The organism is Pedobacter sp. (assembly GCF_035566355.1).
Lineage (GTDB): Bacteria > Bacteroidota > Bacteroidia > Sphingobacteriales > Sphingobacteriaceae > Pedobacter.
Map to the genome: position 1 here is coordinate 1 of NZ_DATMRL010000435.1, position 13,491 is coordinate 13,491.

Annotated in this window: 11 protein-coding genes; 5 read left to right on the top strand and 6 right to left on the bottom strand. The window is 43.3% G+C overall.

From position 1 onward, the window contains the following. From VNZ46_RS16730 to VNZ46_RS16750, 5 genes are all read left to right on the top strand, one after another. Positions 1-717: alpha-L-fucosidase (locus VNZ46_RS16730; protein ID WP_325561201.1), on the top strand; the 717-nt coding region annotated here is incomplete at its 5' end. 22 nt (positions 718-739) lie between these two features. Further along, positions 740-1,915, top strand: a complete 1,176-nt coding sequence (locus tag VNZ46_RS16735) for an SGNH/GDSL hydrolase family protein (protein ID WP_325561202.1) — start codon at positions 740-742, stop codon at positions 1,913-1,915. Between the two features lie 3 nt (positions 1,916-1,918). Further along, positions 1,919-3,337, top strand: coding sequence for a GDSL-type esterase/lipase family protein (locus tag VNZ46_RS16740; RefSeq protein WP_325561203.1), 1,419 nt, complete (start codon positions 1,919-1,921; stop codon positions 3,335-3,337). 29 nt (positions 3,338-3,366) lie between these two features. After that, entirely contained in the window at positions 3,367-5,169 is a 1,803-nt protein-coding gene (locus tag VNZ46_RS16745) for an alpha-L-fucosidase (protein ID WP_325561204.1), read from the top strand. Between the two features lie 58 nt (positions 5,170-5,227). Continuing rightward, positions 5,228-7,663 (top strand): glycoside hydrolase family 3 N-terminal domain-containing protein, encoded by a 2,436-nt coding sequence (locus VNZ46_RS16750; RefSeq protein ID WP_325561205.1) that lies wholly within the window; start codon positions 5,228-5,230, stop codon positions 7,661-7,663. On the opposite strand, the gene VNZ46_RS16755 is transcribed toward VNZ46_RS16750, so the two are convergent. The 6 genes from VNZ46_RS16755 to VNZ46_RS16780 form a co-directional block, all read right to left on the bottom strand. Further along, entirely contained in the window at positions 7,623-8,822 is a 1,200-nt protein-coding gene (locus tag VNZ46_RS16755; RefSeq protein ID WP_325561206.1) for an ABC transporter permease, read from the bottom strand. The two genes, VNZ46_RS16750 and VNZ46_RS16755, sit on opposite strands and share 41 nt — an antisense overlap. After that, positions 8,803-9,975, bottom strand: a complete 1,173-nt coding sequence (locus tag VNZ46_RS16760; protein ID WP_325561207.1) for an ABC transporter permease — start codon at positions 9,973-9,975, stop codon at positions 8,803-8,805. Before VNZ46_RS16760 ends, VNZ46_RS16755 begins: the two co-directional genes overlap by 20 nt. Next, positions 9,976-10,968 carry an HlyD family secretion protein gene (locus VNZ46_RS16765; protein WP_325561208.1) on the bottom strand — a complete coding sequence of 331 codons (993 nt, stop codon included), beginning with the start codon at positions 10,966-10,968 and terminating at the stop codon, positions 9,976-9,978. It lies immediately after the preceding gene. A 29-nt stretch (positions 10,969-10,997) separates the two neighbouring features. Continuing rightward, positions 10,998-12,449: a TolC family protein gene (locus VNZ46_RS16770; protein WP_325561209.1), complete on the bottom strand. Its 1,452-nt coding sequence runs from the start codon at positions 12,447-12,449 to the stop codon at positions 10,998-11,000. Positions 12,450-12,586: 137 nt separating this feature from the next. After that, positions 12,587-12,763 carry a DUF6496 domain-containing protein gene (locus VNZ46_RS16775; RefSeq protein ID WP_199076124.1) on the bottom strand — a complete coding sequence of 59 codons (177 nt, stop codon included), beginning with the start codon at positions 12,761-12,763 and terminating at the stop codon, positions 12,587-12,589. 82 nt (positions 12,764-12,845) lie between these two features. Beyond that, the coding region (locus tag VNZ46_RS16780) for an SDR family NAD(P)-dependent oxidoreductase (protein WP_325561210.1) at positions 12,846-13,491 on the bottom strand (646 nt) is incomplete at its 5' end.

Consider the following 13,491-nt stretch of genomic DNA (forward strand, 5'->3'; position numbering starts at 1 on the left):
TGGTGGGATACGCCAACGAATATGACGGATGAGGCAGCGCAGAAGTTAAATGATGTACTGAAACTGCAACCGAATATCATTACCAATGACCGTTTGAAAAGGCCGAATTTTCCTGGTGATACCAAGACGCCGGAGCAAAAAATTCCAACAAGAAAAGAGCTGGACGGGAAAGACTGGGAAACTTGTATGACGATGAACGGCACCTGGGGCTACAGGACCAAGGATACGAATTGGAAAAGTTCAGAAACATTGATCAGAAACCTTGTGGATATTGCCTCTAAAGGTGGTAACTACCTGCTCAATGTTGGGCCTAAGCCAGATGGAACTTTTCCGCAGGAAAGTGTAGACAGGCTGCGCGAGATTGGAAAATGGATGAAAGTAAACGGAGAGGCTATTTATGCCACCAAAGCAGATCCTCTTGAGGAAGTAAGCTGGGGTAGGATCACCAGTAAAGAGACGGATAAGGGTACAACATTATATCTTACTGTATTCAACTGGCCAAAAGACGGTAAACTTGAAATTCCCGGACTGGAAAATAAAGTGCGTTCCGCGGTGCTGCTGGCTGGTAAATCGGCGTTAAAGACACAAGGAAATACGGTATATCTGCCTCAACAGGCACCTGATTCCATTGCGTCTGTAATAAAAGTGGAAGTGAACGGGAAGATCAAAGCGAGAGCGATGGACGGTGGAAACATGAAAACCGGTGCACTGGATTAAATACTTGCACAATTTAATATTCATGAAGAAATATATATTTTTATGGTTTGCCAGCCTCTCCTGGATAGGGGCGAATGCCCAACTGAATAGTAAGGCTTATATCAGTAACTATGGAGAACTGAACAATTCATTTTTTCTAATCAAACATCAGAAGCCGGTTAAAGTGGCATTTCTTGGTGGATCTATTACTGATATGAAAGGTTGGCGGGAATTGGTGATGGCCACGCTTGAAAAACAATATCCAAAGGTCAAGTTTAGTTTTCTAAATGCGGGAATTCCCTCTTTGGGAAGTTTGCCTCATGCCTTCCGGTTAAAGAAGGATGTGCTGGACAAAGGAAAGGTAGATCTGCTATTTGTGGAATCTGCAGTGAACGACAGAGTCAATGAAACTTCTGAAAAAATACAACGGAGGGCTTTAGAAGGGCTCATCAGGCAATCTTTGGCGTCAAATCCGGAGATGGATCTGGTGATGATGGCTTTTGTAGATCCGGATAAAATGGACGATTACCACGCTGGTAGAGTTCCTGTGGAGGTTCAGGTACATGAGGATATGGCAAAATATTATCACCTGCCTTTCATTAATCTGGCCAAAGAGGTTACTGATCGCATCAATGCAGGAGAGTTTACCTGGGAAAAGGACTTTAAAAATTTGCATCCTGCTCCTTTTGGGCAGGAGCTGTATGCGCACACCATCCAGGCTTTACTGCTCCACAACGAGGGGTTGAAACAGAAGGGAATGAAGATAAGGAAACTTCCTGAAGCAATGGACAAAGGGAATTACAGCCATGGAAACTATTATGGGATTCAGCATGCGGAATCCCTAAAAGGCTTTGTACAAAGACCGGACTGGACTCCGGCTGATGGTGTATCTGCTAGAAATGGGTTCAATCATGTGCCGGTACTGGAAGGTTCTTCAGCTGGTGATGCCTTTGTACTGGATTTTGATGGTCATGTGATTGGAATTGCCAGTCTGGCCGGGCCTGATGCGGGAATAGTGGAATATACTATAGACGGGAAGTCTTATCCGGCATTGGATTTATATACCCAATGGAGTAAAGGTCTTCATTTGCCCTGGTATAAACTTCTGGCAGATGATCTTGGGGAGGGGAAACACAGACTTGAACTGAAGATCAGCGGTCAAAAAAATGAGTCCTCCGGGGGACATGCTGTGCGGCTGGTCAATTTTTTAATCAATTGACAAATGAAATTATACCGTTTTTTTTATAGTTTTTTAATTGGCGTGGTTTGTTCACTTACTGCTGTTGCGCAAACCCGGGTGGCCTGTATTGGAAACAGCATCACATTTGGTTCCCGTTTAAAGGACCGTTTAACTGAAGCTTATCCTGCACAACTTCAAAACATGTTGGGGCCTGGATTTAAGGTAATGAATTTTGGAGTGAGTGGGGCTACCTTATTGAAAAACGGAAATAAGCCTTATACGGCTACACCAGCCTGGAAGGAAGCGTTAAACAGTGCGCCTGACGTGGTTTTTATCAAACTGGGGACAAATGACAGCAAGCAGGTGAACCGTAAATTTTATGCTGAATTTAAATCTGACTATAAAGAAATGATCAGGGATTTAAGGCAGTTGCCTTCAAAACCAAGAATTATTCTTCTCACACCTATTGCTGCATTTACAACAGATACTGCCCAGATATGGGATGTGGCCATTACAAGATCAATTCTCCCTTTGGTTAGGGAGGTGGCTTACGATGAAGGTCTGGAGCTGCTCGATCTTCATTCTTTGTTCCTGGATAAGGAAAGTCTGTTGCCAGATAAGATACATCCGGATGCTGCAGGGGCTAAAGTCATTGCAGAGCGTTTATATGCCCATTTGATGTTAAAACGAGCTCCCGTAGATTTGAAGAAAAAACTTAAAGAACCTTTTACCTTAAGCTCATTTTACGGGTATAAAAATATGGAGTTCCAGTTTAAAGGACGAAAAGCTTTTATTGTGGAACCTAAATTTGCAGCCCAGGGACATCCCTGGATCTGGAGGGCTCGTTTTTGGGGGCACGAGCCTCAAACTGATATTGCGCTCCTGGAAAGAGGCTATCATGTGGTGTATTGTGATGCTTCCGAGTGGTTTGGGAACCAGGAGGCTATAGGTTTATGGAATGCCTTCTATAGTTACCTTTATGGGATGGGGCTTTCCAGGAAAGTAGTTTTGGAAGGAATGAGCCGGGGAGCGGTGTATGCCTATAACTGGGCAGCTCTGAACCCGAAAAAAGTGGCTTGTGTATATGCGGATAACCCGGTACTGGACTTGAAAAGCTGGCCAGGAGGTTTAGGTAAAGGGCCTGGAAGCAAAACGGACTGGGAAATTTTTAAAAAGGATTATGGTTTTGATACCGATGAGGTGGCAAAAGCTTCTGGAGTAAGTCCGATTGATAAAATTGATCTGATTGTTAAAGGGCATTATCCGGTATTACATGTATGCGGTGATGCAGATGAACTGGTGCCTATGGAAGAGAATACGATCCCTTTTGAAAAGATGTTCAAAGAAAGAGGAGGATCCATTACGGTAGTGCACAAGAAAGAGGGTAAGCACCATCCGCACAGTCTGCCGAACCCTGAACCTATTGTTCGTTTTATTCTTCAGGCGAATTCGTTAAAATAATTTCTGCTGTTTACTGATTAATTGATTGTATGAAACTTTCGACCCGTATATTTCTTTCTGCTGCTGTTTTAATGGCTGTTGCAAGTAGCCCCGCTTTTGCCCAGGAACAAGATCCTGGTATGTGGGACAAATCAAGCCTTCAAAAAGATAATCCCAATCTGAAATGGTTTAAGGAAGCTAAATTTGGAATGTTCATCCACTGGGGACTCTATTCCAAACTGGCTGGTGAATATAAAGGGAAAAGGTATTATGGCAGTGGCGAATGGATTATGAACCAAGCGAAAATTCCTGCTGCAGATTATGCGAAGGAGGCTAAGACCTTCAATCCTGTTCGTTTTAATGCAGAAGAATGGGCCAGGATTGCGAAGGATGCAGGCATCAGGTACATGGTCATCACAGCCAAACATCACGAAGGTTTTGCGATGTATGATTCTAAAGTAAGTGATTTTAATATTGTAAAAGCAACGCCTTACGGGAAGGATCCGATGAAAGCTCTTGCAGAGGCTACGCGTAAACAAAATATTCCATTTGGATTTTATTATTCCCAGTTTATAGACTGGCATGAGCCAAATGGAGGAAGGAATGGCTGGGATTTTGATGAATCGAAAAAGGATTATCAGAAGTACTATAGGGAGAAGGCGATTCCGCAATTGAAAGAGTTGCTTACGGGCTACGGCCCACTAGGGATTGTTTGGTTTGATATGCCGGGAGGCCTTACCAAAGTACAGACCCAGCAACTGGTGGATAGTTTACACCAGCTCCAGCCTAAAAGTTTATTTAGCAGCAGGGTAGGACAGGGGCTTGGAGATTACCGCGATTTTGGTGATTCTGAGATTCCGGATGTGCCGATTAAAGATGCAGTATGGGAATCTATTTATACCCATAATGATTCCTGGGGTTATATTAAACACGACATGAATTTCAAATCTTCTGAAGAGATCATCAGGCTTCTGGCCCGGGTGGCTTCTAAAGGAGGGAATCTGATGTTGAATGTGGGACCGGATGGCCTGGGGAATATCCCGCCTTATTCCGTAAAATATCTTCTGGAAACAGGAATGTGGCTTAAAAAGTATGGAGAGAGTATTTACGGATCTGATTATGGCTTGGTTCCACCACAACCATGGGGCGTAACGACTTCCAAACCAGGGAGGGAATTTCTGCATGTATTTCACAGACCTTCAGATGGAAGGCTTTTGGTACCTGGATTAAAGGCTAAAGTAACGAAGGTTTATGATCTGAATACCAAGGTGTCTTTAAAATGGACGGTCGATGGTGATGATTTATTTTTAAGTTTACCCGAGTTTAAAGGCCGGAACCCGGACCAGGTATTTGTGGTTGAGTACAGTGGAAAAGCTCAGGATCACTCCGATAATAAAACCACCGTTGTATCTCCCCAGTATGAACAAAACAACCTGGATGCGATCTCCGCTCAATTGGAAGGAAAAGCAGAAATCAAAAGTTTAACTTACAGCCATTATTACGGAGACTGGAAACACACCACCTGTGTGGTGGAAATGAAATCTCCGTCTGATGCTGCGGAATTCAAAATGAGGCTTACAGGGGCGGGAGATTATAAAGTGATACTCGAGTATGCCTGCCCACAAGAGAGTGCGAGACAGGAGGGGAAAATAGCTTTTAACGGAAAGGATTATTTGTTCAGAACCCTTCGTACTTCTGAGTTTGATAAAAGTGCCCCGCTAATGTTCATTAAACATACAGTAGCTATTATATCGGCAGATAGAGCTGGGGAGTACAATTTGAAAGTCAGCCCGCTCCAGGAGGGTAAAGAGTTGTTTAAATTGAAATCGGTAGGATTGGTTCCAATAAATTAAAGTGGATAATAAGTTTAGATGGATAATGTATCCATCTGATTTTTAAATAAATATTAATATGAGTAAATCGATTTGTGTGGCTATGTTGCTTTTGGTTTCTTCTGGCCAAATATTATTTGGTCAGTCAAAAAATATCTATCATAAGGGTTGGACAGACTTTAACAAGAACGGAAAAATGGATGTGTTCGAAGATCCGTCCAGACCAGTTGAAGAGCGGGTAAATGACTTACTTAGTCAAATGACACTAGACGAAAAGACCTGTCAGACGGCGACACTGTATGGCTATGGGAGGGTACTCAAAGACGAGATGCCAACAGCCGAATGGAAAACTAAAATCTGGAAAGACGGAATTGCAAATATTGACGAGGAACTGAACAGTTTGCCTTATAATAAAAAAGCGGTCAGTCAGTATTCTTTTCCTTTCAGCAAACATGCCGGCGCCATCAATACAGTACAGAAATGGTTTGTGGAAGAGACCCGTTTAGGAATTCCGGTTGACTTTACGAATGAAGCTATTCATGGTTTGTGCCACGATCGGGCAACCCCTCTTCCCGCACCGGTAAATATTGGTTGTACCTGGGATAAGGATCTAGTGTACCGGGCAGGGAGTACTGTGGGAAGAGAAGCTAAGGCTTTGGGTTATACTAATGTTTATGCACCGATTTTAGATGTAGCCAGGGACCAGCGTTGGGGAAGGGTAGTGGAGTGTTATGCGGAAGATCCTTTTTTGATTGCAGAACTTGGAAAGCAAATGACTCTGGGCATCCAGGATCAGGGTGTTGCAGCCACATTAAAACATTATGCTGTATACAGTGTGCCAAAGGGTGGGCGTGATGGTGCAGCGCGTACTGATCCGCATGTTGCTCCCAGAGAGATGCATCAAATGTTCCTGTATCCATTCCGCAGGGTGATCCAGGAGGCCCATCCTATGGGTGTGATGAGCAGCTATAACGACTGGGACGGTGAACCTGTTACCGGAAGTTATTATTTCCTTACGGAACTTCTGCGTAAGCAATTTGGCTTTGATGGTTACGTGGTTTCAGACAGTGAGGCGGTAGAGTTTATCTCCAGCAAACACCATGTGGCAGAAGATTACAAAGCGGCCGTAAAACAATCTATAGAGGCGGGTTTGAATGTTCGTACACATTTCACGATGCCTGAGGTTTTTATTTTGCCTTTAAGAGAATTGGTAAAGGAGGGGGCTGTGTCTATGAAAACACTTGATCAGCGTGTAGCGGATGTACTCCGGGTGAAATTCAGGTTAGGTTTGTTTGACCACCCTTATGTGGCCGACCCGGCTGCTTCAGATAAAAAAGTACATACAAAAGCGGATGAGGAACTTGCTGTTCAGATCAACAGAGCATCTATGGTGCTGCTTAAAAATGAGAAGAGTCTGCTTCCACTGGATGTAAAAAAGTACAAGAAGATATTGATCGCTGGTCCGCTGGCGGAAGAAGTGAATTACACGACGAGCCGTTATGGACCGTCTAATAATCCGGTGACCTCGATATTGGAGGGAATTAAAGCTTTTGCAGGACAAAATGCGGCAATAAAGTATAGTAAAGGCTGTGAGGTGATTGATGCAAAATGGCCGGAAAGCGAAATTATTCCAACAGATCTAACTGTCGAAGAAAAGGCAATGATTGCCAGTGCAGTAGAAGATGCCCGGCAGTCGGATATTGTGATTGCTGTGGTAGGAGAAACGGACAATCAGGTAGGTGAAAGTAAATCCAGAACCGGTTTAGGGCTGCCTGGCAGGCAGTTGCAATTGTTGCAGGCGCTGTATGCTACAGGGAAACCAGTGGTGATGGTGATGGTGAATGGACGGCCGTTAACTATTAACTGGGAGAACCGGTATCTGCCAGCAATTCTGCAGGCTGGCTTTCCCGGACCTTCTGCAGGTAAAGTCGTGGCTGAAACGCTTTTTGGCGACAACAATCCCGGAGGTAAACTCTCCATGACCTTTCCAAAATCTATTGGACAGATCGAATTAAATTTTCCATTTAAGCCAGGTTCTCAGGCAGGTGAGGGTAAGAAAGATGATCCAAATGGTTATGGGAAAACCTCTGTTCAAGGTGCTTTGTATCCTTTTGGTTATGGTTTGAGTTATACCAGCTTTGAATTCAGTAATTTGAGGCTGAGCCAGCAGGAGATTCACGCGCAAGCAGATCTGGAAGTGTTGGTAGATGTAAAAAATATCGGTCAGTGCAAAGGAGATGAAGTGGTTCAATTGTATTTAAAAGACCAGGTGAGCAGTGTAACAACTTATGAATCTGTGCTCAGGGGCTTTGAACGGATAGGCCTGGCACCCGGAGAAACCAAGACGGTTAAATTTGTACTTCATCCTGATGATCTGGCTTTACTTGACAAAAATATGAACTGGACCGTAGAACCTGGAAAATTCCAGGTGATGATTGGAAATTCTTCAGAAGACATCCGTCTGAAAAAGGAATTTACTGTACTGGAACCTGCTGCTGTGAAGGCAATTCCTTAACTGCTTTTTTACTGATGATATGTATCCTGTAATAAGCCAGTATACTGTACAGTAACCAGAGTAGAATCAGGTGAAATAGTGTGCCGAGGTCTGTAGTTATACTTGCCCCTGCTTGTACAATTGCAGTATAGATCTTAATAAATGGGGTGGTGGGCAGCAGGGAAGAGATCCATTGAAGAGGCAGGGGTAAAGATTCATAAGGCCAGGTATAGCCTGTAATGAGGAAAATCGGATAGGTTGAAAAGGCCATGACCTGTAAGCAGATCAGCTGAGATTTAAATAAGGAGCCAATAAACTGTGCCATGGGGATTAGGGTAAGGAGCAACAGAAAGAACAACAGGCCAAGCTGAAAACCGCTGCCACGCATGGGGATATTCAGCAGATGGAAATTGATATTTAAAAAGAAAAAGGCGTAACAACCAAAGAGCATGAGGTAGAACAAACCTTTGCCCCAAATGGCCTGAGATAGATTGCCGGTATTCCAAAGCAATACAGATTTTCTTTCCCTTTCAGCGGCCACACTTTCAGACAGGCCAATCAGCAGTGTTTGCTGCAGGATCAGTGCCAGCAGGCCAGGCAAAAGGAAGCCTCCGTAGCTGCTGCGTTCGTTGAAAAGAGGCCTGTAATCAAGGCTTACAGGGGCCACTTGCTGCATGGCAGCCTCGTTGGTTAGGCCCTGGGTTTGCTGAAAATATTTAAGCCGTACGCCAGCCCCTATAGTCAGACAGATTTGCTGTACGTTAGCCAGCAGATCGCTGGAAGGAAGAAACCTGGCCGCATTTACCGCAAGCACTACATTGGCTTGTTTTAAAGTATACAGACTTTTTTCTGTGTCTTTCGGGATGTAAAAATAGCCCTGGCAATTGCCCTGATACATGTACTCTTTAGCCTCGCCAAGGTTAGGGAAATGGACCAGATCTACAATCTGCGACTTGTCAATATTTTGCATCAGCAGCCGGGATAATGTGGTGTTGTCGTCGTCTACAACAGCCAGTTGTACATGCTCTTCTTCTTTATTAATATATATGCTTCCATAAAAGAAAGCATATAATAGCGGAGCGATCAAAAGGGTGAGTAGCAAACTATGATCTTTGGCCACCAATGCAACCTCGCGCCAGAATAAACGAGTAAATCCGGATTTAGGCTTGTTTTGCTTCATATTTCAATGGATTGAATTGCGCCTTCAGCAGCAGGCCTGCGGTAGGAAACATGACCAGACAAAACAAGAGGAGTTTTTGAAGCTCATTCTGCGAATAATGCAAAGAGAGGTTCATGTAATAGGACTTAAAAAAGGCATCTAAAAATGGGGTATAAGGCATAATAGTGGCGTAATACTGATCGTACCAGGGCATTGCCCATCTCGGAAAAGTGAAGCCGCTGAATACAAAGGCGGGAGAAGTATAAAACAAAGCCGTATCTCCGGCCAGCATAACGTCTTTGAATAATGCAGAAATGAAAAAACCAATACCAATACAAGCCAGCGAAAGCAGGGTATAAAGGAAAAAGAATTTGCCTGTGGCGGCTGGTACTCCAATATGGAAGATGGGGAAAATGACAAAGGCGATCAGTATAAAATTGATCCAGGCAATAGCCAGATGGGCTGTGGTTTTTCCGAGTATTACGGCTATAGCTGATCCTTTAGAGAGCTGGTATAGTTCTTCCATAGTCCCCGTTTTCCATTCGTAATTCAGGGCAAGCATGCTGCTGATGATCAGGATCATTTGCATACCTACGGTGATCAGACCTGGAACCAGGTATTCCTGATAATTGTATGTGGCGTTATATAACTGGTAGGAATTGAGTTTAATGGGGTTGGCGAGTGCCATTGCTCTTTCTGGTTTTACGCCAGTTTTTACCAGCTTTTGCAGGATCACGCCGGCACTGCCGGTAATGATGACTTCGGCTACAGACTTATAAACTAGTTTTGCAGGAACCAGAGAGGCCGCATTGGTATATAATGTTACTGTAACCGGATGGCGGCTCAGAATCTGTTTTTCCATGCCTTTGGGAAAATGGACCGCGCCCATTGCTTGACCTTTCTGGATCAGTAACTTAAGTTCTGCTTCACTTCCAACTCTGTAGTTCACCTTCAAGGCCTCTCTTTGTGTAAGGAAAAAAGTCAACTGGCGGCTTACCGGCGAATTGTCCTCGTCCCAGATGGCGAAAGGAAGATGTTTAGCCTCTTGTTTATTGTAAATCAGGGCATAAAAGAAAAAGAGTACTACAGGGATGATAAGCATGACCAGGTAGAAGACAGGAAGGGTGAAGATCCGTTTCCATTCTCTTTGTATAATTTGCCAGATGTTTTGCATTTAGGGAAGTTTTAATGAAGCTGTCATACCTGAACGGAGGCCTTCTATTTTTACATTTGGAGCGGGGGTAAGCTCTATGGTGAAGGTTCTCAGTTCAAATTTGCCCTTTTCATTTGTAGGAATCCAGTTGGCGAACTCAAGAGTAGGGGAAATGCTGGAAACTTTAACATCAAATGTTTCAGGTGTACAGCCAGGAACGGTAACTTGTGCGGTTGTACCGGTTTTTAATAATTTTCCTTTGTCCTGTCGGACATTAAACCGCAGTAATGCGGAATTCTTTTTTTCGATGGTCATCATAGGATAACCAATGGAAACAATCTCTCCCTGGTGGATCACCAAGCTTGAAATTACGCCATCTGCAGGCGCATATACCCTTGTATTCTCGCCCAGTGCTTTGGTCAGTTCATAAGCATGTTCTGCTTGTTTTACTATGGCTTGTGCCGAACGGATAATTTCAGGACGTGTACCTTTTTCAATCATCTGCAAATTCAGTTTGGCTGTTTCCATTTCTTTTTTGGAAGCCTGGTATTTGAAATAAAAGATGTCTTTTTCCTGTCCGGAGATGACCTCTGCATTGTACAAATTATTCATTCTCTGATAGGTGTTGCTGAATAGCTTGTATTGCTCTTCGGTAATCTGGTACAGCTTGGAGGTGGCTTCTACGAGTTCAGGACGTGCACCTTGTTTCAATAAATCCAATTGTCCTTTGGCGGCATCTATTGCAGCAAGTGCTTGTGCTTTGATGGCATCTATTTCGTTGGTGCGGAGAACGGCCAGAAGTTGTCCGGTTTTTACGGTATCTCCCTGGCCCACAAGTAAAGAGTCCAGCCTGCCTGGGAACTCTGCTGCAACATCTACACTTGAGGCATCGACCATTCCGACGAGGGTATCCTCGCCATCAGAAGAATTCCCTTTTAAAAAGAAAAACAGGGCAATGAGTACAACGGCTATAGGAATGGTTAAAGCCCAATAGTTTTTGAAAAAATCCTTCATCTTTTTAAGTTTTATAGTCCTGTTTCTTTTTAGGGAATGAATTCTGTGAATTGTTGCGGTTTGCCCAATATGTTGTAATATTCTGCTACAGTGAGGTAAAAACCCATAACTGCAGTGTAATATGCTTTTTGTATTTCTGCTTCTACAAGTAAGGCATCGTTGACATCTTTGGGAGAAGAAAGCTGATTTTTCATTCTTTCGGTAATAAGTATGGAGGTTGTTCCGGCTTCTTTTCTTGCTGTATCAAGGGCTGCTACATCATTCTGAAGAGATTTTATTTTGTTGCTGGCTACCATCATGGCTGCCTGCAGCGTCTGACTTGTATTTTTCTCTGCCAGTTTGGATTCCTCAATAAGTTCCCGGGCAGCTTGAGTGCGTTTTCGGGTCTGGCCGTTAAACAGTGTCCATTGTAATTCTACCCCTACAAACCAGTCAGGAATGGTTAAAGGAAGATCCTTTTGGTAAAGATTATAGTTGCCAATGGCAAATACATTGGGCAAAGCGAACGAACGTGTTACTTTTTCGGAAGTTTTGGCGTAAGCCGTTTTGCTGTCTACGAGTTTATAGATAGGGTTGCTTTCATAAAAACCAGGCTGTGCAGCTTCCGGTGCTTTTGTGGTATACTTTAGTGTGTCTGTGATTTGAACGGCTGAATCCAATGCGGCACCCATAAGCTTGTTCAATTCTACCAATGCATTTTGTTTGTCGAGTTTTAAGTTGTTGTAGATGGATTGAGCTTGTGTCAGGAATACATTGGTCCAGTTTTTCTGGTAGGGTGGCAGTACCTGGTTCTTCACCATTTCAGCTGCGTAATTTTTGTTTTTTGTAAGAGCGTCTACAATAAACTGTTGTTTATTTAAAATGCTATTGAGGTACAAAATCCTGACATATTGCGCCGCGATCAGGAAATTAACTTCTTTATTGGCTACCTGAACATTGATGCTGGTGGTTTCTACCAGGGAAGATGCAAGATTCCGGGCTGCAGAAAGTTTGTTGCCCAGATAAAGAGGTTGCCGAACGCCCAGGCCAGCAACAAAATAGGATTGTTTGCTTAAAGAAGGGTTGTAATCCGGATAAATTGCCCCAATGATCTTTTTTGAAGCATTTAAAATGCGGTCCTGAACAGGTTGTGACAAGTCGTTTCCTGTGATTTCTTTGAAAACTTCATTTACTGCATTCAGGTTTTGGGCGGAAGAGCCGTTTACAATACCATCTCTAACCGTTTGAAGGTTAATGTCTATGGGTTTGCTGAGGTAGGTATAACTTGAAAGGAGGTCTACTTTTGGGAGATAACTTTGTTTTTCTGCCTGAAGGTTGAATTTACTGGCTTGTAAAGAAGTTCTTGCTTGTTTTACCGTTAGGTTGTTCTGATAGGCTCTGTCCAGGCACTCCCGTAAGGTGGTATTCTGACCGTAACCGTAAGAAGAGCTGAATAGCAAAAGCGATGCAATTGGAAATGCTAAATTGTAGATTCTTTTCATAGGCGGGCGTTAACCAAATATACTATTTTTATTAAATAAATGCCATTTTGCACATGCAAACTTCGTTCTGTTTAATAAAATGGAAAAGTTATTGTCCTCCCTGCAGAAGCTGGGAGGACAATAATATACGCTAGCCATCAGCTTTTCTTTTTAGGTACTTTAGCTCCCTCTTTTCTAGCTTCCGAAAGTCCAATGGCTACGGCCTGCTTTTTAGAGGTTACTTTTTTTCCTGTTCCTGTTTTCAGAGTTCCTTCTTTTTTCTCGTGCATCGCTTTTTCAACTTTTTCTGATGCCTTTTCGGAATACTTTGCCATGATCGTAATTGTTTAAAGGATGATGAATCAGTTATACCGCTATTAACAGGAATAATATTTAAAAAGTTTAGGGTATTTGCATTTAAGCATTCAGCCCACCATCAATTGTGATGGCGGTGCCTGTGATGTATTTTCCTTCTCCACTGGCTAAATAAGCTACAAGTCCGGCAATATCTTCGCCGGTTCCATATTCTGAAAGTGCCATCCGGCTTCTTAGAAAATCTGCAAGTTCTGTATCAGAAGGATTCATATCGGTATTGATCGGGCCTGGCTGAACCAGGTTCACTGTGATGCCTTTTGTACCAAGATCTCTGGCCAATCCCCTTGTGAATCCGGCTAATGCAGCTTTACTCATTGTATATAAAGTAGTTTGGGGTCCAAGGGCATTTTCCGCCATGTTGCTGCCGATGGTAATGATTCTACCATTGCGAGGCATTTTGGGGGCTACCGCAAGTGCCGCAACATATACTGCTCTCACGTTGATTGCCATGATTTCTTCATAATCTTCCAATGTGTGTGATTCAAATTCCTTTCCCACATAAATGCCTGCATTATTGATCAGGATATCAATTGGGCCAAGTTCAGTAATGGTTTTTTGAATGGCATTAGTTAGTGCTTTAGGGTCGATGCTATCTGCTTCAACTGCACGGGCATGCCCCCCTCTTGCATTAATTTCGGATGCAACTGCTTCTGCTTTTTCTTTTGATTTCGAATAAGTCAAAATTACT